Origin of the sequence: Pseudaminobacter soli (ex Li et al. 2025), assembly GCF_029892515.1 — a bacterium.
Taxonomy (GTDB): domain Bacteria; phylum Pseudomonadota; class Alphaproteobacteria; order Rhizobiales; family Rhizobiaceae; genus Pseudaminobacter; species Pseudaminobacter soli_A.
Genome location: NZ_JARXVF010000003.1, coordinates 252,772 through 273,239 on the forward strand (window position 1 = coordinate 252,772; position 20,468 = coordinate 273,239).

Below are 20,468 nucleotides of genomic sequence, written 5' to 3' on the forward strand. Positions count from 1 at the left end.
TGACATACGGCGCCGCTCGCCCGATCGGGCGAGCAAAGGACGCTGTAACACTTTGAAACTACGCATAATCCTTTCCAGAAATCGATTCCGATTTCGGGGGTTATGCGGTAGCCTGCGGCGAGCTGACGCAACGAGGCAGTTGCTATTCTCGCTCAGCAGGAGTAGAGGACCCGCCGCCTCATCGGAGTGTCATAAATGGCCCATACCAACCTTGGTACTGAGGCGGAACAAATCCAACATACGACGCCTGCGACCCTTGAAGCGCAAAATACCAAGCTGCTTATGCTTGGCGCGCTGGGCGTCGTTTATGGCGATATCGGAACGAGCCCGATTTATGCTTTTCGCGAAGCGCTGGTTGCTTCGTCGGGCGGTGGATCGGTGGCGTCCGAGGAGTCCGTTTACGGCGTCCTTTCGCTCATCATCTGGGCGCTGACCCTCATCGTCACGATCAAATATGTGATCTTCGTGCTCCGGGCCGACAACCATGGAGAGGGTGGTACGCTGTCGTTGATGGCGCTCGCCAGGACGGCTTTGCACAAGCGCTCAACCCTGATCCTGGGCGCCGGTATTGTCGGGGCGGCGCTGTTCTTCGGCGACTCCTTGATCACGCCCGCGATCTCGGTTCTGTCGGCGGTCGAAGGCATGGAAGTCGTGACGCCGACTTTCAAACCCTATGTCGTGCCGCTCACCCTGGTGGTCCTGGCCATTCTGTTCGCCGTCCAGCGCGTTGGCACGGACCGTGTCGCGTCGGTGTTCGGGCCGATTATGCTGCTCTGGTTCCTGTTCATCGGTCTGTCGGGGCTAAGGCACATCGTCGACGCACCGTCGGTCCTGATGGCGCTCAACCCGACCTATATCGTCTATCTCCTGTCGGACTCTCCGGGCGTTGCCTTCGTCACCGTGGGCGCGATCTTCCTGGCGGTGACCGGCGCTGAAGCACTTTACGCCGATCTCGGCCACTTTGGCCGCCGACCCATCGTGCTGGCGTGGCTGGCGATCGTCTTTCCTTGCCTGCTGCTCAACTATTTCGGCCAGGGCGCCTATGTGCTGGCCAATGGCGGCAAGGTCAGTCGTCCTTTCTTCGAGATGAACGAGGGCTGGGCCCTGTTGCCGATGGTGCTCTTTGCGACGGTCGCCACCGTGATCGCGAGCCAGGCGGTCATTTCCGGCGCCTATTCGCTGACCCGCCAGGCGGTGCAGCTCAACCTGTTGCCGCGGCTCGTGATCATGCACACGTCGGAAACGCAGCTCGGGCAGATTTACATGCCGCGCGTCAATTTCCTGTTGGCGGTCGGCGTGATGCTTTTGGTCGTCGGCTTCCAGCAGTCGAGCAACCTGGCCTCGGCCTATGGTATTTCCGTCACCGGCAACATGGTGGTGACCACCGCCTTGATGTTCGTGGTCATGCGGCGCCTGTGGAAGTGGCCGCTGTGGGTGGTGGCTGGCCTGACGCTGCTGTTCGGCGTGGTCGATTTTGGCTTCTTCGCCTCCAACATCGTCAAGGTGCGGGAAGGCGGCTGGGTCTCGCTGGTGGTGGCGGCAATCGTCATTACCGTGATGTGGACCTGGGTGCGCGGCAGCCGGCTGCTGTTCGAAAAAACCCGCAAGAACGAAGTGCCGCTCGACTTCCTGGCCGAGAATCTCGGCAGGAAGCCGCCGCAGGTCGTGCCCGGCACGGCCGTCTTCCTCACCAGCGACCCGTCCAGCGCCCCCACGGCCCTGATGCACAGCCTCAAGCACTATAAGGTGCTGCACGAGAACAATGTGATCCTGTCGGTCGTTACCGCTTCGTCACCCTATGTTCCGCCCAGCGAGCGGGTGAAGATGGAGAAAATAAACGACCTCTTCATGCGCGTGTCACTGACCTTCGGCTATATGGAACACCCGAATATCCCGAAGGCGCTGGCCATATGCCGCAAGCTGGGCTGGAAGTTCGACATCATGGACACGTCGTTCTTCCTGTCGCGGCGCTCGCTGAAACCTTCGCCCAATTCCGGCATGCCTGGCTGGCAGGATCGGCTGTTCATCGGGCTGGCCCGCACCGCATCCGACGCCACGGAATATTTCCAGATTCCGACCGGGCGCGTGGTTGAGATCGGCACCCAGGTCACCGTCTAGGGAGCTTTCCGCCTCGACTGGCTTTTCAGATACGGCCTGGCGCTACCTGCGTCAGGCCGTTCGCGTATATTGGCTCCGTGTATACTGGCGTTTAAGCCCAACAAAGGCGCTTGCCAAAGAGCGGCTGCTTCGTCATAACAAAGCAGAACCGTAACGTACGGTACGGCACATGCCGTATCGATGACCAGTGCCTTTCGACAGGCGAACGAGGCGATGCAATCAGCGCTCGAAATCAGCGGCGATGAAGAGCTGACGGAACGTCAGAAGGACGTTCTGAACGCCGTCCTGCGCCTGCTGGTGGAGGAGGGCGACCGGCTGACCATGACCGCCGTGGCGCGGCGGGCGAGCTGCTCCAAGGAGACGCTCTACAAATGGTTCGGCGACCGTGACGGGCTGTTGACCGCGACTGTGCAGTGGCAAGCCTCCAAGGTGCGCGTCGCTCAGGTCGACCGCTCGCGGCTCGACAAGGTTTCGCTGAGCGCAAGCCTCGAGCGTTATGCTTGGGACTGGCTGCATGTGATTTCCAGCGATACCTCGATTGCGCTGAACCGTGTGGCGATCGCACATGCGGGCGAGGAGAAACGTAATCTCGGTGCTATCGTTCTAGAGAACGGCCGCTTCGCCATGGGGCGGCGACTGAAGCCGGTTCTGCTGGCCGGGCGCGACGCCGGGCTGCTGGAATTCGACGACGCCGAACAGGCGTTCAGGACCTTTTTCGGGCTCGTGGCCCGGGATGTGCAGATCCGGTTGCTGCTCGGCGACCGGCTGAAACCGACTGACGAGGAGATCGGCCAGGACGCGGCCGATGCGACACGGCAGTTTCTCGCTCTTTACGGAGCACGAACCGGGGCGGCGAAGTCCGGCCTCTGAAACACCGCAAGGGAAGGAAGACCAAATGCGCGTTTATTACGATCGTGACGCCGATCTCAATCTGATCAAGGGCAAGAAGGTTGCCATCATCGGCTACGGCAGCCAGGGCCGTGCGCATGCGCTGAACCTGAAGGATTCGGGCGCCAAGGAAATCGCCATCGGTCTCAAGGCCGGTTCGGCGACCGCCAAGAAGGTCGAGGCCGACGGCCTCAAGGTCATGACGGTTGCTGAAGCCGCCAAGTGGGCCGACCTGATGATGATGGCGACCCCGGACGAACTGCAGGCCGACATCTACAAGAGCGAGATCGCCCCGAACATCCGCGACGGCGCTGCCATCGCCTTCGCCCACGGCCTCAACGTGCATTTCGGCCTGATCGAGCCGAAGGCCACCGTTGACGTCATCATGATCGCGCCGAAGGGCCCGGGCCACACCGTGCGCGGCGAATACCAGAAGGGCGGCGGCGTGCCGTGCCTGGTGGCCGTGCATCAGGACGCTTCGGGCAACGCGCTCGACCTCGCGCTCTCCTATGCTTGCGGCGTCGGCGGCGGCCGTTCGGGCATCATCGAGACCAATTTCCGCGAAGAGTGCGAAACCGACCTGTTCGGTGAGCAGGTCGTGCTCTGCGGCGGTCTGGTCGAGCTGATCCGCGCTGGCTTCGAGACGCTGGTGGAAGCCGGCTACGCTCCGGAAATGGCCTATTTCGAGTGCCTGCACGAAGTGAAGCTGATCGTCGACCTGATCTATGAAGGCGGCATCGCCAACATGAACTACTCGATCTCGAACACCGCCGAGTGGGGCGAGTATGTCTCGGGTCCGCGCATCATCACTGCCGAGACCAAGGCCGAGATGAAGCGTGTCCTCAACGACATCCAGACCGGCAAGTTCACCTCCGAGTGGATGCAGGAGTACCGTTCGGGTGCGGCCCGCTTCAAGGCTACCCGTCGCCTCAATGACGAGCATCCGATCGAGCAGGTCGGCGAGAAGCTGCGCGGCATGATGCCGTGGATCTCGAAGAACAAGCTGGTCGACAAGGCCAAGAACTAAGCAGCCTCCCGAGGCTTCCCCCTCGCGCGTTCCGGCCAGACCGGGGTGCGCGGGGCTGTGGAGCGAAAAGGATGTTGCGAGGACTTTTAGTCCTCTGACACGACAAAGCCGGCGCCATTGGTCGCCGGCTTTTTTTTGTTATGTGCGGCTTTGACGTTCAGCCGTAGTGCCAGCTCGGCTTGGGCTTGGTGCCGGTGAACTGCACGCCGATGCGGTCTTCCTTGCGCCAGCGCACCACCGCTTCATAGGCGATGCCGTCGACAGGCACATAAAGCAGGAATTCGGGCGGTATGCGCGAATCGATGGAGACCTTCAGCTCCGCGCCATCCTTGTGCATGTTGCGGATGACGCACTTGATCTCGGAGTTGGTGACGCCGGTAAGGATCGAAGCGCCCTTGAACACGCGTTGGCGATGCAGGCGCCGGCCTTCGGGGGCATCGGATTCCGTCACGCAAAATGCTCCGTCATGCGTTCGACAGGGGGGCGAGGGCCGTTCTACTAACCATGGTTCAATAAAGGTTTAAGACAAAACGGCGCCGCAAGGGCGCCGTTCTCTCAATTGATTTAGCCGTCAGAGCTGAGCTCAAATAGGCGAGATGCACAGCCGACGCGGCCCATAAGCGGGCTGGAACGTATTGTCGGCTGCGCGATACGTCCGATAGTGGGCGAAGCACCAGGCGACATGGGAATCCGTGACCGGCGTCGCATAGTAGTTGTAGTACGGGGAGTAGCTATAGTCGGTAAACAGCGGCAGGCCGAAGCCGAAGAAGGCGCCGTTGTCCCAGTCCCATCCATCGCCGTCGCCCCAGAAGTTGGCGCGCCAGTAGTTGCCACGCCAGCCATTGCCAATGCCGTGCCACCCGCCACGCCAGTAGTTGCCGCCGCGCCAGTAGTTACCGCGCCAGCCATTGCCGCCGATGCCGTGCCATCCGCCGCGCCAGTCGTTGCCACGCCATCCACCTCCACCGACGCCGTGCCAGCCACCGCCATGCCAGCCGCCATTCCAGCCTCCCACGCCACGGAAGCCGCCGCCGCCGAAGCCGTGGAAGCCGCCACCGCCAAAACCGTGGAAGCCGCCGCCACCGTGCGGGAAGAATCCGCCGCCGCCGAAGCCACCACCGTGGCCACCACCGCGGACAAGCTGCAGACCGCTGTCGGCATCACCGGGCTTGCGGAACAAGACAGCCGACTGCAAGCCGTTTTGGCCGCAACTTGCAGCGGTGCATGTAGGGTTTAAGAGGGTGCCATCCGTAGTATCCTGCGCCGGAAGCGTGTGGAACGCCTGGCCGGCCGCGTCGATTGTCGGAGCAATATCAGGAATTGAGGCGGAGTCGGCCATAGCCAACGCTGAAAACCCCGACAGCGTCCCAATGGTCAGCAACCCCGAACATGCGAGTGTCAGATAGCGTCTCATTGTCATCTCCAAAGGAAAAAAGTCCGTAAGGGCGCACTCCGAGAAAACGACCTGCGGAGGTGATATGCGCGGTTAGGACTCGCAGTAACAACGGGTTACGAGTTGGTGGAGTTCCGTGATCGAGGGAAGCCGGTTGTAACGTTCGTGTGACGTACTACCTTGCCTTTCACGGCGCTTAGGAGCAAAGCTCACCGCCATGTCGCTGCGCCTGGCCACCTTCAATGTCGAGAACCTGATGAACAGGTTCGATTTCTCCGGCTATCGCAATCAGCTCAATCAGGACCGGACCCTGTCCCTGTTCGAGATCAAGGACGAGGCCGAGTACAAGCTTTTGGAGCAGGCGCGCGCCGTTGCCCATGCCGACGACATGCGCCAGTTGACGGCTCTCGCCATCGCCGAGACGCGCGCCGACATCATCTGCATGCAGGAGGTCGACAACATCGAGGCGCTGCGCGCCTTCGAATACGGCTATCTGTTCAAGATGGTGGGGCAGGGCTATCGGCAGAAATACACGACCGCGGGCAACGACAGCCGCGGCATCGACGTGGCCGTCATGATGCGCACCGAGACCGCCGATGGCGAGCCGATCGAATTCGTGCGCATGACCAGCCACGCCCACGTCACCTTCGAGGAATTCGGCCTGCACACGCCTGCTCTGGCGGCGCTCGGCATCCAGCCATTCGAACGCATATTCCGGCGCGACTGCCTGGAGATCGACGTCAGGATCGGCGGCCAGCCTTTCACCATCTATTCCGTGCACTTCAAATCGATGACGGGTTATCGCAACGGCCTGACCGGGCGCGAGGCGTCCATGCCGATCCGCGTCGCCGAGGCGAGTGCGGTGCGCCGCATCATCGAGAACCGTTTCGGCAAGGATCACGCCGACTCCAAGCGCTGGGCGATCTGCGGCGACTTCAACGACTATCGACAGCGCGTGCTGATCGGCGGCCAAGCCCATTCGGGCTATGAGTTCCAGGTGGCGAACGAGGCCGATTCCAGCCTCGACGTCTTTCTTGACGATGGGTTTGCGGTGAATGTCGTCGAGCGGCGGCCGGAGCTCGACCGCTGGACGCTCTATCACACGCGCGGGCCCGAAGAACGCCATCTTTGCCAGCTCGACTACATCCTGTTGTCGCCGGTGGTGGCGCGCGAGAACGAGGGGGCCGTGCCCGACATCGTCCGCCGCGGCCAGCCGTGGCGAACCATTTTTCCGCCCGGGCAGGAGGTGGAACGCTATCCGCGCGCCGGCTGGGACCGGCCGAAAGCCTCCGACCACTGCCCGGTCGCGGTGTCGCTCAGCATCAGGTAGATCATGGCCTTCGACATTCCGCGCAACGTCATCCTGCCGGTCGATGGCGTGGATGTGCGCCTCGATCCGGGCCCGCATCCGTTCGAAAGCGGCAATGCGGAGGCGATCGAGCGCAACTGGCTCGCGGAAAAGACCGCAAACCCGGCTCTCTTCGACGGCACCGTGATGTTGCTGTCGCGGCTCGTCTATACCGGCGGCCGGCTGGAAGGGCGCTGCCATGCCATCCGCTTCGCCACCTTCATGCTGTGGCGCAAGAGCCAGCCCGTGCCGTCGGCCGAGCACGCCTTCGCCCATGCCATGCTGGTCTCCCGCGACAATGCGCTGATCGCCATCCGCATGGCGGGGCACACGGTCAATGCCGGCAGCGTCTATTTCGCCGCTGGTTCCTTCGAGCCCTGCGACTTCGTGGACGGCGTTGCCGACGTCGACTTCAACATGATCCGCGAAGTGGGCGAGGAGACGGGCCTCGACCTCAACACCGCCCGGCGCGGGGCACGCTACTACGCGCTTTCGGCCGAACGCGGCACGGTGATCTTCCGCCGCTATTTCCTGGACGCCGACGCCGACCAGATCGCCGCCGGTATCCGCAGCTTCGTCGCGGCCGATCCGGAGCCGGAAATCGAAGGCCCGGTGATTATCCGCAACCGCGCCGACCGCCCCGAAGGCCTCAAGCCGCACATGCCGCCGCTCATCGACTGGCATTTTTCGGGCGCGGAGTAGCGATCTTCACCAGCGTTCAAAGGATGCTGGTCGCGAAGCGGTCGAGCTTTGTGCCTTCTCGATAAGAAAACCGGACGATCATCGCAGCAATGATGCCCGTGAGCGCTCCGCCGACAATGTCCGAGACATAATGCGTGCCCACATAGACGCGCGACAAGCAGACGAAAATCGCCAGAACGAACAAGACGAGTGACCGGCGCGGCAATCGCTGCATGGCGAAGGCTGCCGCGACCGCCATCGAGGCCGTTGCATGATCGGATGGGAACGACCAGTCCCCACTAGGGGAAATCAGCAAATGTGTGAGCCCGGCATCGTAAGGCCGTGCCCGATGAACGAAGAGCAGGACGAGCTGGTTGATCGCTAACCCCAGCAGGAATGACAAGCCGGCGGCCACCGCTGCGTGTCGAACATGGCTGCGGTCACCGTTTCGCGCCCACCAATGCAATGCCACGATGAGAACGATCAGCGGTACGCCGAACTGCGTTACAGCAATCATCACCGAATCCAGCGTGGGGTTACCCGCCGCTGCATTGATCCAGCTCGTCAGTTCAGCATCCATCGCTTCCAGTCCCCTCATGATTCCGCGAGATGGTTAGAGTGACGGGTTGTTGAAACCATGGCGATGGGTTTGGGAATTTTCCACCGTAGAGTGATGCCAGAGGTGACCCATCAACGAGAGGGCAATGGGTCACTCGTGCCGCAGCGCGTCGATCGGGTCGAGGCGGGCGCCACGCAGCGCCGGGAAGAAGCCGAACACCATGCCGATCAGCGCCGAGAAGCCGACCGCAATCAGGATGATCGGGATGCTCGGCGCGAACGGAATGGAGAGCGTCAGCGAGGCAAGGCCTGCCAGTGACAGGCCGAGCGCAATGCCGATAAGCCCGCCCAGCAGTGAAAGCACCGTTGCCTCCACCAGGAACTGGATCAGGATGTGCTTTTCATGCGCGCCGATGGCGAGGCGGATGCCGATCTCGCGCGTGCGCTCGGTGACCGACACCAGCATGATGTTCATGATGCCGATGCCGCCCACCAGCAGGCTGACGGCGGCGACCGCGCCCAGCATGCCGGTCATGGTGGTGGTGGCGCTCGCCATGGCGTCGGCGATCTGGGTCATGTCGCGCACCTCGAAATTATTGTCGGCATCGGGGGCGATGCGCCGCGTGTCGCGAAGGATCGCCTCGATGCTGTCCTGCACGTCGGAGGTGGCGACGCCGTCCTGCGCGGCCACATAAATCGTGTCGATGTTGCGGTTGCCGGAAATGCGGCGCTGGAAGGAGCCAAGCGGCATCATCACCACATTGTCCTGGTCCTGCCCGAAGCCGGACGTACCCTTGCTCTCTAGTACGCCGATGATCTTGCAACTGGTGCGGTTGACGCGGATCGCGATGCCTTCGGGGTCGCCGGCGCCGAAGAACTGCTGGCGCACCGTCTGGCCGACGAGGCAGACATTGGCGCCGCCGCGCACCTCGGATTCGGTGAAGATGCGGCCAGACGAGACATTCCAGTCGCGCGCGGTGAAGAATTCGATATCGGTGCCAGTGACGCTGGCGGCGATGTTCTCGGCGCCGTAGACGACGCGCACTGTGCTTTGCGAGGCTGCGGAGACGGCCTTTGCGCTCGTGAGGCCTTTGCGCAGGCCCAAAAGATCCTTTTCCTCCAACTGGCGCGGCGTAAACGAGGCGAGGCCGCCGCGCTCGGGCCGGGCTGCGCGCACCACCAACAGATTGCTGCCCAGCTTGGAGATATCGCCCTTCACCTTTTCGGTGGTGCCCGAGCCGATGGTGATCATGGCGATGACCGCAGCGACGCCGATGACGATGCCCAGCAGCGTCAGGAAGGAGCGCAGCACGTTGCGGCGGATGGAGCGGAGGGCGAGGCGAACGGTTTCCCAGATCATCAGGCCGCCTCGCGGTTCAGCATGTCGGATGCGATGTGGCCGTCCAGGAAGCCGATGGTGCGCTTGGCATAGCCGGCAATGTCGGACTCATGCGTGACCATGACGATGGTCAGGCCGAAATCGTCGTTCAGCCGGGTCATCAGCTCCATGATCTCGTGGCTGCGGGCGGTGTCGAGATTGCCCGTAGGTTCGTCCGCCACCAAAAGCGTCGGCGTGGTGACGATGGCGCGCGCAATCGCCACGCGCTGCTGCTGGCCGCCCGAAAGCTCGGCCGGCGTATGGTTCTGCCGGCCCGAGAGGCCGACCTGGTCGAGCGCCTCCAGCGCCCGCTTGCGCCGCTCGGCATGCGGCACGCCGCGATAGATCAGCGGCAGCTCGACATTCTCCAGCGCCGTCGTACGCGGCAGCAGATTGTAGCCCTGGAAGACGAAGCCGATGTAGAGATTGCGCAGCACCGCGCGCCGGTTGCGGTCCAGCCGCCCGGCATCGACGCCCATGAAGCCATAGCGGCCTGAGGTCGGCGTATCGAGGCAGCCGATGATGTTCATCGCGGTCGATTTGCCCGAACCCGAAGGGCCCATGATGGCCACGAATTCGCCGCGCCGGATCGAAAGGTCGACGCCGGCCAGCGCATTCACCTGCGCTTCGCCCTCGCCATAGCTCTTGCGCACCTTGTCGAAGGCGATCAGTGGCTTTTCGGCCATCGGCTCAGTTCCGCGCCTGCGAGCCGGTGACGACGAGATCGCCCGCCGCAATACCGGACAGGATTTCCGTGTCCTCGCCATCGGTCGAACCGGTCTTCACCTGCACAGGCTGCGGCGCGCCGTCCTTCAGCACATAGAGCGTGCGCGTGCCGTCCGGCGCCACCTTGCGCTGCCGGTCGCCGCCGGGGCGGCCCATGCGCGGCGGCATGAACAGGTTCTGCAGGCTCCAGCCGCTGCGCGTCTGCGTTGCCGGCGGGCGATAGCGGAAGGCGGCGCTCGGCACCGTGACCACGTTCTTGGCTTCGCGAGTAACCACGGCGACGGTCGCCGTCATGCCGGGGCGAAGCAGCAGTTCGGCATTGTCGACGTCGAAGCGGGCATTGTAGGTGACCACGCCTTCGGTGGTGACGGAGGCATAGGCGATGTCGCGAATCTCAGCATCGAAGCGGCGTTCGGGAAAGGCATCGACTGTGAAGCGGGCTTTTTGGCCGGGCGCGACCTTGCCGATGTCGGCCTCGTCGATAGCTGCCTTCAGCTCCATCTGCCTGAGGTCGGCGGCGATCACGAACAGCACCGGCGCCTGCAGCGAGGAAGCAACGGTCTGGCCCGGATCGACCGAGCGGGTGAGCACAATGCCGTCGATCGGCGCATAGATCGTGCTCTTGTCGAGATCTGCCTGCTGCAGCTTCAGCTCTGCGACGGCGATGGCCAGATTGGCTTCCGCGCTCGCCACCGCGCTGTCGGCGCGGTCGCGGGCGGCCTGTGCGCTTTCCAGCGCCTGTTCGGCCACCATGCCGCGCTGGGCAAGCTGCTTGGATCGGGTCAGCGTCTGTTCGCTCTCCTTCAGCGTCGTCTGGGCGTCGGTCACCTTCGCCTCAGCCGCCTTCACCGAGGCCTCCGCGCGCTCGATCTGGGCGACCAGGCGCATGGTGTCGAGCTCGGCCAGCACGTCGCCCTTATGCACCTGCTGGTTCTCCTGGACGGCGACCGAGCGCACGACGCCGGAAAGCTCGCTGGAAATGTCGACCTGCGTCAGCGGCTGCAGCGTGCCGGTCGCGGAGACCTCGACGGTGAGATTGCCGACCGCGACTGGCACGGTCGTGTAGCTGACCTTGGACGAAGCCGGCGCGGACGAGAAATATGCCGTTGCTGCGCCCACGAGCACGAGGGCGCCAAGCGCATAGAACCAGCGGCGACGGCGCCTGCGGCCGCCGGCCTTGCCGCCGAGCCCCAGCGCGGCTTCGATATTGTCCGGAGTTTCCGTCATCGGCCGATTGACAATCTGGTCCATGGCGGCCCCCTATGAATGATAATGTCCCAGTCGTGACAACTCACGGCTGCGGGCGGAGATTACAAGTTAAATTTCGCTCATGTTCGCGGACGGGCGGAGGAAGAAGGCGATGAAGGGCAGAAAGTATTTCGTCTACGACGTGTTCACTGAGGAGCGGCTGGCCGGCAATCCGCTGGCCGTGGTGCTCGATGCGGAAGGGCTGGACATCGAGGCGATGCAGCGCATCGCCCGCGAGTTCAACTATTCGGAAACCACCTTCGTGACGCCGCCGCAGGACCCCAAGCACAAGGCCAGGGTGCGGATTTTCACGCCCGTATTCGAGATGCCCTTTGCCGGCCACCCGACGGTCGGCACGGCGATCGCGCTGGCGGAACAGGGCGGCCAGGATGGGGTCGACCAGATTCTCGTGCTGGAAGAGAATATCGGGCTGCTGCGTTGCGCGATTTCACGCAGCGGGGAGGGAACCTTCGCCGAATTCGACCTGCCCGAATTGCCGCGCCAACTGGAGCTGCCGGTCGAGCCGGAAATGGTGGGCGCAGCACTAGGGCTCGGGCCGCATGAGATCGGCTTCGAGAATCACCGCGTGGGCCTCTGGACCGCAGGCGTGCCCTACATCACCGTTCCCGTTGCCAATCTCGACGTGATCGGCCGCGCCAAGCTCGACAATCCGGCCTGGATGGACCTGTCGCCGCAGCGCGGCGACGGCAAGAGGGCCAGCGCTTATGTCTATACGCGCGACACGGTGCACCACGACAGCGCCTTCCATGCGCGCATGTTCGTGCCAGGCACGCCATCTTACGAGGATCCGGCGACGGGTTCGGCGGCCGCGGCCTTCTCGGGAGTCATCTCGCGATTCGACGAATTGGCCGAGGGACCGACTCGATTCTGGATCGAACAGGGCATCGAAATGGGTCGGCCGTCCCGAATTCGACTCGAAATCGACGTCGACGGTGGAAAAATGATTGCCGCCCGGATCGGCGGAAATGCCGTGAAAGTGGCGGAAGGCCTGCTTTTCGCGTGAGTGGCCGGTGGATGATCTGAAACTTTTGCAAAAAATCTCGAATTTGAGGGGTGGACAGCCCGGAAAGGCTTGGCTATATCGCCCCCATCACCGGCGGCGCCGGGGATAAGTGGGTGTGTAGCTCAGTTGGTAGAGCAGCTGACTCTTAATCAGCGGGTCCACAGTTCGATCCTGTGCACACCCACCATTATCTTCCTGAATTCATTCGGTTTCCCGCTGCTTGGCCAATGCCAGGAAGGCGAGGCGGCTTGAGCCGCTGGATGGCCGACGAGGCCTTCACTTTCTTCCTCACAGATCGGAAAGCGCGGTTTCAGCTGGGCTGTTAAACGCAACGAACTCCGACACCGGAAGGAGGCGCGGAGGCGAAGGCGGCGTAGCCCGATCACATCGGCGAGAACGCGGTCACGGGACGCAACAACTCTGCAATCGCCACCTTATTTATGCTGAATGACCAACTCATTTGCGTGGGTGCAGCGATGAAGAATGTGGCTATCGTTGGTGCTCTGTTGGCTGCGTTTGCCTTGCCAATATCTCCGGCTGGCGCCGTAGGGTGCATAACAGGCGGCATCGCCGGGGGTGTAGCCGGACACTATGCCGGGCATCATGGATTCCTGGGTGCCATGGGCGGCTGTATTGCCGGTCATGCACTTCACAAGAAGCAGCAGGCGGAGCGCAGGCTAAGACAGCAGCAGGAGGCGTACCCGGCACAACCGTCGCCGGCCGGCCCTGCGCAGCAACCGTAAAGTCCCGAGCGAACACCTGAGGCCCCGGCAAGGGGGCAATCCGCATCTTTTGTCCGATTCGGCCCGCGCGAAATCCTAGAACAGGAATTCGAACGTCTCAGGATTGGGACCGGTGCGACCGTCTGCCGAATCCATTCCACGAATCATTTGCATGTCGTCCGGGTCCAGTTCGAATTCGAAGACATCGATATTGGCCGCGATGCGGTCCTTGTGGACGGATTTGGGAATCACGACCAGATTTTCCTGCAGGTGCCAGCGGATGATCGTCTGCGCGACCGACTTGCCGTGCTTGCGGGCGATTTTCTCCAGCGTGGGGTCCTGAAGCAGCTTGCCGCTGCCGAGCGGGCTCCAGCTTTCGATCTGGATGTCGTGCCGGGCGTGATATTCGCGCTTGTCGCGCTGCTGGAAGCGCGGATGCAAATCGATCTGGTTAACGGCCGGCGTCACGCCGGTTTCCCCTATGATTCTTTCCAGGTGGTCCTGATTGAAGTTTGAAACGCCGATCGATTTGATGCGGCCCTGGTCGCGCAGTTCGATCAGCGTCTTCCACGCCTCGACATATTCGTTCTGCTTGGGCAGCGGCCAGTGGATGAGAAACAGGTCGAGCTGATCCAGGCCGAGGTTCTTCATCGTCTGGTCAAAGGCTTTTAGCGCCTTGTCGCGCTCGTGGGCGGCGTTGCGCAACTTCGAGGTGATGAAGAGCGCGTTTCTCGAAACGCTGGTCTCGCGAAGAGCCTGCCCGACGCCCTGTTCGTTCTGATAGCCTTCCGCGGTATCGATCGAGCGGTAACCGGCTTCGATGCCGTCCAGCACCACCTTGTCAGTTATTCCGGGATCGACCTGCCACACACCGAGCCCGAGTTGCGGAATGCTCGCGCCGCTGTTCAGCTTGATTTGCGGTACCATGCCAAGTCCTTTCGGTTCGATTTGCGAGCCGGGGCTCTCTGTTGCCGGGGGACGCCGAGGCGGGCCTTTTCAGCCAGCCAGCGCCTGCGAAAGATCGGCGATCAGGTCGTCGCTATCCTCGATGCCGGCGGAAATGCGCACCAGCGAATCGGAGATGCCGAGTGCGGCGCGCTGTTCGGCCGGAATGCTGCCATGGGTCATCAGGGCAGGGTGCTCGATCAGGCTTTCGACGCCGCCCAGGCTCTCGGCGAGTGCGAACAGGTGGGTGCGTTCGAGGAAGCGCTTGGTCGAAGCAAGATCGCGGTCGAACTCGACGGTGATCATACCGCCGAAGGCGTGCATCTGCCTTTTGGCGATCTCATGTTGCGGGTGGCTCTCGAGGCCCGGATAGATGACGCGCCGCACATCCGGCCGGTCTTCCAGCCATTCAGCGATCTTGAGCCCGTTCTGCGAGTGCCGTTCGACGCGTAGCGCCAGCGTCTTGAGCCCGCGCAGCGCAAGGAAGCTGTCGAACGGTCCGGAAATGGCGCCGACCGCGTTCTGCAGGAATTTCAGCCGGTCGGAAATCTCCTTGTTGTCGCCAACCACGGCGCAGCCGCCGACCATGTCGGAGTGGCCGTTCAGATATTTGGTCGTGGAGTGGACCACGATGTCGATGCCGAGTTCCAGCGGCCGCTGGATGTAGGGGCTGGCAAAGGTGTTGTCGGCAACCGTGATCAGCCCCCTGCCGCGGGCAAGCGCGGCGACGGCTTCGAGATCGACGATGCGGAGCAGCGGGTTGGTGGGCGTTTCGACCCAGAGCATCTTCGTCTCGGGCCGGATTGCCGCCTCGACGGAGGCGAGGTCGGTGAAATCGGCGAAGCTGATGTCGAGATTGGCGCTGCGCCGCCGCACCCGTTCCAGAAGCCGGAAGGTGCCGCCATAGATGTCGTCGGTGGCGACGATATGCGCGCCCGCATCGAGCAGCTCGAGAACCGTGGCAATCGCCGCCAGCCCCGAAGCGAAGGCAAAGCCCGCGCTGCCGCTTTCGAGGTCGGTTATGGCGCGCTCGAAGGCGAAGCGCGTCGGGTTCTGGCTGCGCGCATATTCAAAACCCTTGTGCACGCCCGGGCTCTGCTGGGCGTAGGTTGAGGTGGCGTAGATCGGCACCATCACCGCGCCGGTGGTCGGGTCGTGGCTCTGCCCGCCATGGATGGAGCGGGTGGCAAAGGCCAGGCGGTTCTTCTGCGGAATTGTCATCTTGCGCGCCTCAGATGGTTGATCAGGTCGATGCGGGTGATGAGGCCGACGAATTCGTCACCGTCGAAGATGATCGCGACCTCGTTGCGGTCGAAGACCGGCAGCAGCGCGTCCAGCGTCTGGTTGGCCTGCAGCGTGTGAAGCTGGGAGGTCATGGCCGAACTGACCGGTGCGTTGAAGCGGTCCCAGCGGCCCTCATAGGGGCCGTCGACCTTGGCCAAAATGTCGCTTTCGTCGATGATGCCGACCAGCTTGCCATTATCGATCACCGGCAGCTGCGAAACATCGGCCCGCCGCATGCGGCCATAGGCGGTCAGCAGCGAGTCGTCCGGGCCGGCGAGCACGGTGCCGCCCTCGCGATGCGAGCGGGCCACGAGGTCGCTGAGGTCGCCATGCTGCTTACGCTCCGACAGCCCCTGTTCGGCCAGCCAGAAATCGTCGAACACCTTGGAGAGATATTTGTTGCCGCTGTCGCAGACGAAGGTCACCACCCGCTTGGGGCTCTTTTGTTCGCGGCAATAGCGCAGCGCGGCCGAAAGCAGGGTGCCCGAGGAGGAGCCGGCAAGGATACCCTCACGCGAAAGCAGATCGCGTACCGCAAGCATGCTCGCCTTGTCGGACACCGAATAGGCTTTCGAGACCAGCGAGAGGTCGGCGTTGGGCGGAACAAAGTCTTCGCCGATGCCTTCCACCGTCCAGCTTCCGGCCTCTTCCATGTGGCCGGTATTGATGAGCGGCGCCAGCACCGAGCCGATCGGGTCGGCCAGAACCATCTCGGTTTTTGGCGAAACCCGCTTGAAGAAGCGCCCGAGCCCGGTCAGCGTGCCACCCGAGCCGACGCCCACGACCACCGCGTCGACATCCTCTTGCAGCTGTTTCCAGATTTCCGGCCCGGTCGTGGCCTCATGCGCCAGCGGGTTGGCCGGATTGGCGAACTGGTTGACGTAGAACGCGCCGGGCGTCTCGGCCGCGATCCTCTCGGCCATGTCCTGATAGTATTCGGGGTGGCCCTTGCCGACATCCGAGCGCGTCAGCCGCACCTCGGCGCCCAGCGCCCGCAGATGCTGCACCTTTTCGCGCGACATCTTGTCGGGCACGACGAGCACGATGCGGTAGCCCTTGGGAATGCCGACCTGCGCAAGGCCGAGCCCGGTATTGCCGGCGGTCGCCTCGATGATGGTGCCGCCAGGCGCCAGCCGGCCGTAGCGCTCGGCGTCCGCAATCATCGACAGCGCGATGCGGTCCTTGATCGAGCCGCCGGGGTTCTGGCTCTCCAGCTTGATGAACAGCCGGCAGTGCCCCGTGTCGAACTTGGTCAGCTCGACCATGGGCGTTTCGCCGATCAGGTCCAGGACCGAAGGATAGGGCGGGCGCAGGCGTGACATTCTCTTCCTCCGCGTTGCGTTCGCGCAGGGGACGCCCGCGCGGCCGTTCCGCCTCTGACAGATGCGGATACGCATACAGATAGAAATCAGACGACAGCGGTGAATGGGTTAGGGCTGTATCTGAAAGCGTATTCTATCTGGTGCCGGATCGACCGGAATGAAAGCCAAGAAGTATCAAGAAATATACGCCATCCGGAATGAGAATCTACAGGCCGGAGGTTCCTCCGGCCTGGCGCATTTCAGGCGGACTATTGGGGATGAATAAGCGGGAGGCGTCTCAAGCCGGCGCGGCCGACCGCACGCGGCGGCTGCCGAGGTTGAGGAGATTGCCGCTCAGGATGAGCATGGCGCCCAGCGCTGTGAAGGCATCGATGCGCTCGGAATAGGCGAGGTAGCCGAGCAGGGCGGTCAGCGGCACGCGCAGGAAATCCATCGGCATCACCGCCGTCGCGTCCGCATGGGACATCGCACGCGCGGTACAGTAGTGCGAGAAGGAGCCGGCGAAGGCCAGAGCCACGATCCACGGCCAGGCGTGGGCAGAGGGCCACTGCCAGCTGTGCAGCGCCGGAATGAGGCCGATGACCGACTGGATGACGAGCATCCAGAAAATGATCTTCACCGCGCTGTCGTCGCGCGTCATGGATTTGACGAGCACGTAGGAGACGGCAAATGTCATTGCCGCGCCCAGAACCACGAACTGGCCAAGTTCGATCCCGTGACCGCTTGGCCGCACGATGACGGCGACGCCAATCAGCCCGAGCAGGATCGCGCCCGTCTTCCAGGCGTTCATGCGCTCGCCCAGAAACGCCATGGCCAGAAGTGCCGTCCATATCGGCGCGGTGAATTCGATGGCGATGACCTGGGCCAGTGGAATGAGGGTAAGCCCATAGAGCCATGCAAACTGCCCGGCATAGTGGGCGATGTTGCGCGTCAGGTGCTGGACCGGGTGCGCCGTCTTCATCGCCCGCAGCCCGCCCGCGCGCCACACGAGCGGCGAGAGCATCAATAGCCCGATGACCGAGCGCATCTCCATGATCTGGAAAAGGCCGAGTTCACGCGTCGTCTCGCGCCCGGCAGCCGTCATCATCAGCGTGCAGGCGAGCGAGCAGCCCATCCAGAAGGCGGCCTTGGGAAGAGATTGGCTGGCGGTCATGGCGCTGATATGCGGCCAGCGCCGGCCGGGGGCAATCGCTCTCCTGGATCATTCGCATGGGCCAGTTCGCGTCAACGCGTCACTCCACTTTGACGCTCATCTCGTATAGGAGGGCTGCTTCGACCACGCATAACCCCAAGGACCGGAATCGATCTTTGGAAAGGATTATGCGTAGATTCAAAGTGTTACAGCGTCCTTTGCTCGCCCGAGCGAGCGGCGCTGTAAGGAGCGAGCGGTTTTGGAAACAGTCGACGTCGTGGTGATCGGGGCAGGTGCTGCCGGCATGATGTGCGCCATCGAGGCGGGCAAGCGCGGCCGCTCGGTGCTGGTCGTCGACCATGCCGCAGCACCCGGCGAGAAGATCCGCATTTCCGGCGGCGGGCGCTGCAACTTCACCAACATCAAAGCCAGCCCCAAGAATTTCCTCTCGCAGAACCCGCATTTCTGCATTTCAGCACTGAGCCGCTACACGCAGCGCGACTTCATCGCGATGGTCGACCGCCATGGCATCGCCTATCACGAAAAGACGCTCGGTCAGCTTTTCTGCGACGGCTCGTCCACGCAGATCATCGCCATGCTCGTGGCCGAGTTGAAGCGCCGTGGCGGCGAGCTTCAGCTTGCCACGTGCTCAGAGCATATCGAGCGGACGGATGACGGCTTTTCGATCAAGCTGAGCACTGGCAGGGTGCGCTGCAAATCCCTGGTAGTGGCCTGCGGCGGCAAGTCGATCCCCAAGATGGGCGCGACGGGCCTCGGCTACGACATTGCGGCCCAATACGGCCTGCGCATCGTCGAGACGCGGCCGGCGCTGGTGCCGCTGACCTTCGACCAGAACACGCTGGCGCGGCTAAAACCGCTGGCGGGCGTGGCGGTGGATGCGGCGGTGGTTTCCTGCGGCAAGACCCGCTTCGAGGAAGCCATGCTGTTCACCCATCGCGGCATCAGCGGCCCGTCGATCCTGCAAATCTCGTCCTATTGGCGCGAAGGCGACGAGATCGGCATTTCCATGCTGCCGCAGGTCGATCTGTTCGAGGCGCTGCGGCAGGCGCGGACGGCCAATGGCCGGCAGGCATTGCAGACGGCGCTTGGCGCGCATCTGCCCAAGGCGCTGGCGCAGTCCATCGCCGAAGAGGCGGGCATGCCCGGCAACATTGCCGACCTTTCCGACAAGCAGTTGCGCCGCGTCGAGGCACTGGTCAATGACTGGCGAATCAAGCCGGCCGGTTCGGAAGGCTATCGCACGGCCGAGGTCACGCTCGGCGGGGTCGACACGCGCGATCTCGATTCCAAGACCATGGCGGCGCGGGGCGTGCCGGGGCTCTATTTCATTGGCGAGGTGGTGGACGTGACGGGTTGGCTCGGCGGCTACAATTTCCAGTGGGCCTGGTCATCAGGCTGGTGCGCGGGGCAGGCGGTTTGAGCCCCCGCGCAGCCCCAAAGAAACGTCGCGTCAACCGCGTCTTAAAACCTTCGCGCCATGGTGGGGCCATGGCTGGATTCGCGCTTCCCAAACTGAGATGGCTGGTCGTGGGCGCCGTTGGCGCCGGCATCTGGGCGATGACCCAGGAGCCGCCTTCGCCGCGCAAGACGCAGGCGCCGTCGCGCCCGGCCGTAACCGCGCAGCACAAGGTCGAACCGCCGGCAACCCCGAAGCCGCAGGCCGCCGTCGCGCCGAGCGCACCCAAGCAAGTTGCCGCCACCCCGCCGAGCGCCCCTGCTGCACCGAAAGAGGTCGTGACGCCCGCCGCGCGTCCCTCGCAGATCATCACCAGTTCCGTGGCAAAGCCCGACCAGCCGCGGCCGGAGGCGGCACCCAGCAACGCGCTCTACACCACCACACGAGTGAACCTGCGCGGCACCGCCAATGCGAGCGCGCCCGTCGTCGCCACGCTGAACATGGGGGAGGCCGTCAAGCCGATCCTCCTTGACGGCAAGTGGCAGCTGGTGTCGGTGCGCGGCCGCAAGGGCTGGGTCCTTGCCAGCTACCTGCATCCGGCAAATCCGAACGCGCCGCGCCCGGCAGGCCTGGTGCAAGGAAGTGCTGGAGCGATCGCTGCGCAAAGGCCGGAACCACAGGCGTCAATCAAGCCGCAGGCCTACACGCCGCAGAAATCCGGATCGAACGGGCTGTTCTCTGCAGCGAGGGCACTCTTCGGTGACAGGAAACCGCTGCGGGCGCCGCAGGCCGGCGACTGCCAGTGCCCCTACGATCTAATGATCAACGGTTCGCAGTGCGGCGAGCGCAGCGCCTATAGCCGCCGCAGCCGCCGGGCCGTGCAGTGCTATCTTTGATCGGGAAGCGGTGCCCTAGCGGCGCATGACGAGACCGAGCAGCAGCCCAACCACCGCCAGGCCAACCATCGCCGTCAGGACCGGGTTGTCTTGTGCGACCTTGCGTGCGTCGCGCGAGCGACTGGCGATCCGCGGCATGGCATCCTGCAAGCGCGAGACCACCTCGCCATAGATATCGGAGGCGTGGCCGCGCGCGTCATCCAAGGCAGCAGCCCTGCGCTTCGACATGGTTTGCTTCAAGGACGAGACTTCACTGCGAAGCGCTGCAATCTGGCCTTCGAGGTCGTCGGCCAGATCGTCGCGAAGCCTGGAAAATTGAGAAGCCATCCGGGAAATCCTCGTTTCTGTGTTGGGAGCAAAA

General features: G+C 63.3%; 20 protein-coding genes and 1 tRNA gene. 9 read left to right on the plus strand and 12 right to left on the minus strand.

Annotated elements, in window-relative coordinates:
• Positions 1 to 282 precede the first annotated feature (282 nt).
• The 3 genes from M2281_RS15620 to ilvC all read left to right on the plus strand — a co-directional run bounded on the left by M2281_RS15620 (position 283) and on the right by ilvC (position 4,033).
• Complete coding sequence (locus M2281_RS15620) at positions 283 to 2,118, plus strand: potassium transporter Kup (RefSeq protein WP_425537745.1); 1,836 nt, start codon at positions 283 to 285, stop codon at positions 2,116 to 2,118.
• 213 nt (positions 2,119 to 2,331) lie between these two features.
• Entirely contained in the window at positions 2,332 to 2,988 is a 657-nt protein-coding gene (locus M2281_RS15625; RefSeq protein WP_280822095.1) for a TetR/AcrR family transcriptional regulator C-terminal domain-containing protein, read from the plus strand.
• 25 nt (positions 2,989 to 3,013) lie between these two features.
• The gene (gene ilvC, locus M2281_RS15630) at positions 3,014 to 4,033 is read left to right on the plus strand and encodes a ketol-acid reductoisomerase (RefSeq protein ID WP_280822096.1); all 1,020 of its coding nucleotides are present in this window, start codon (positions 3,014 to 3,016) and stop codon (positions 4,031 to 4,033) included.
• Positions 4,034 to 4,190: 157 nt separating this feature from the next.
• Here ilvC and M2281_RS15635 read toward each other — a convergent pair whose 3' ends face one another.
• Entirely contained in the window at positions 4,191 to 4,484 is a 294-nt protein-coding gene (locus tag M2281_RS15635; protein WP_280822097.1) for a PilZ domain-containing protein, read from the minus strand.
• 132 nt (positions 4,485 to 4,616) lie between these two features.
• On the minus strand, positions 4,617 to 5,228 hold the full coding sequence (locus tag M2281_RS15640; protein WP_280822098.1) for a BA14K family protein: 612 nt from the start codon (positions 5,226 to 5,228) through the stop codon (positions 4,617 to 4,619).
• 415 nt (positions 5,229 to 5,643) lie between these two features.
• Between M2281_RS15640 and M2281_RS15645 the strand changes: the two genes are divergently transcribed.
• Positions 5,644 to 6,756, plus strand: a complete 1,113-nt coding sequence (locus tag M2281_RS15645) for an endonuclease/exonuclease/phosphatase family protein (protein ID WP_280822099.1) — start codon at positions 5,644 to 5,646, stop codon at positions 6,754 to 6,756.
• A 3-nt stretch (positions 6,757 to 6,759) separates the two neighbouring features.
• Entirely contained in the window at positions 6,760 to 7,476 is a 717-nt protein-coding gene (locus M2281_RS15650) for a hypothetical protein (protein ID WP_280822100.1), read from the plus strand.
• Positions 7,477 to 7,492: 16 nt separating this feature from the next.
• On the opposite strand, the gene M2281_RS15655 is transcribed toward M2281_RS15650, so the two are convergent.
• The 4 genes from M2281_RS15655 to M2281_RS15670 all read right to left on the minus strand — a co-directional run bounded on the left by M2281_RS15655 (position 7,493) and on the right by M2281_RS15670 (position 11,368).
• Entirely contained in the window at positions 7,493 to 8,035 is a 543-nt protein-coding gene (locus tag M2281_RS15655) for a phosphatase PAP2 family protein (RefSeq protein WP_280822101.1), read from the minus strand.
• 129 nt (positions 8,036 to 8,164) lie between these two features.
• Entirely contained in the window at positions 8,165 to 9,373 is a 1,209-nt protein-coding gene (locus M2281_RS15660) for an ABC transporter permease (RefSeq protein ID WP_280822102.1), read from the minus strand.
• Positions 9,373 to 10,077: an ABC transporter ATP-binding protein gene (locus M2281_RS15665; RefSeq protein ID WP_280822103.1), complete on the minus strand. Its 705-nt coding sequence runs from the start codon at positions 10,075 to 10,077 to the stop codon at positions 9,373 to 9,375. Before M2281_RS15665 ends, M2281_RS15660 begins: the two co-directional genes overlap by 1 nt.
• A gap of 4 nt (positions 10,078 to 10,081) precedes the next feature.
• A complete protein-coding gene (locus tag M2281_RS15670) occupies positions 10,082 to 11,368 on the minus strand; it encodes an efflux RND transporter periplasmic adaptor subunit (RefSeq protein ID WP_280822104.1) in 1,287 nt (428 codons plus the stop codon).
• A 109-nt stretch (positions 11,369 to 11,477) separates the two neighbouring features.
• Between M2281_RS15670 and M2281_RS15675 the strand changes: the two genes are divergently transcribed.
• Positions 11,478 to 12,389 carry a PhzF family phenazine biosynthesis protein gene (locus tag M2281_RS15675; RefSeq protein WP_280822105.1) on the plus strand — a complete coding sequence of 304 codons (912 nt, stop codon included), beginning with the start codon at positions 11,478 to 11,480 and terminating at the stop codon, positions 12,387 to 12,389.
• 111 nt (positions 12,390 to 12,500) lie between these two features.
• Positions 12,501 to 12,576, plus strand: a tRNA-Lys gene (locus M2281_RS15680).
• A gap of 247 nt (positions 12,577 to 12,823) precedes the next feature.
• Here the strand turns inward: M2281_RS15680 and M2281_RS29225 are convergent.
• The 5 genes from M2281_RS29225 to M2281_RS15705 form a co-directional block, all read right to left on the minus strand.
• Positions 12,824 to 13,033, minus strand: coding sequence for a hypothetical protein (locus M2281_RS29225; protein WP_425537738.1), 210 nt, complete (start codon positions 13,031 to 13,033; stop codon positions 12,824 to 12,826).
• Between the two features lie 174 nt (positions 13,034 to 13,207).
• Positions 13,208 to 14,038, minus strand: coding sequence for an aldo/keto reductase (locus tag M2281_RS15690; RefSeq protein ID WP_280822107.1), 831 nt, complete (start codon positions 14,036 to 14,038; stop codon positions 13,208 to 13,210).
• Positions 14,039 to 14,107: 69 nt separating this feature from the next.
• A complete protein-coding gene (locus M2281_RS15695) occupies positions 14,108 to 15,277 on the minus strand; it encodes a cystathionine gamma-synthase (protein ID WP_280822108.1) in 1,170 nt (389 codons plus the stop codon).
• Positions 15,274 to 16,662, minus strand: a complete 1,389-nt coding sequence (locus tag M2281_RS15700; protein ID WP_280822109.1) for a pyridoxal-phosphate dependent enzyme — start codon at positions 16,660 to 16,662, stop codon at positions 15,274 to 15,276. Before M2281_RS15700 ends, M2281_RS15695 begins: the two co-directional genes overlap by 4 nt.
• Before the next feature lie 277 nt (positions 16,663 to 16,939).
• Entirely contained in the window at positions 16,940 to 17,815 is an 876-nt protein-coding gene (locus M2281_RS15705) for a DMT family transporter (protein WP_280822110.1), read from the minus strand.
• Positions 17,816 to 18,053: 238 nt separating this feature from the next.
• Here M2281_RS15705 and M2281_RS15710 point away from each other — a divergent pair, with 238 nt between their 5' ends.
• Together M2281_RS15710 and M2281_RS15715 are read left to right on the plus strand one after the other, a co-directional pair.
• Positions 18,054 to 19,235, plus strand: a complete 1,182-nt coding sequence (locus tag M2281_RS15710; protein ID WP_280822111.1) for an NAD(P)/FAD-dependent oxidoreductase — start codon at positions 18,054 to 18,056, stop codon at positions 19,233 to 19,235.
• A gap of 68 nt (positions 19,236 to 19,303) precedes the next feature.
• Positions 19,304 to 20,107, plus strand: a complete 804-nt coding sequence (locus M2281_RS15715) for an SH3 domain-containing protein (protein WP_280822112.1) — start codon at positions 19,304 to 19,306, stop codon at positions 20,105 to 20,107.
• Positions 20,108 to 20,122: 15 nt separating this feature from the next.
• On the opposite strand, the gene M2281_RS15720 is transcribed toward M2281_RS15715, so the two are convergent.
• Positions 20,123 to 20,434 carry a hypothetical protein gene (locus M2281_RS15720; RefSeq protein ID WP_280822113.1) on the minus strand — a complete coding sequence of 104 codons (312 nt, stop codon included), beginning with the start codon at positions 20,432 to 20,434 and terminating at the stop codon, positions 20,123 to 20,125.
• Positions 20,435 to 20,468 lie beyond the last annotated feature (34 nt).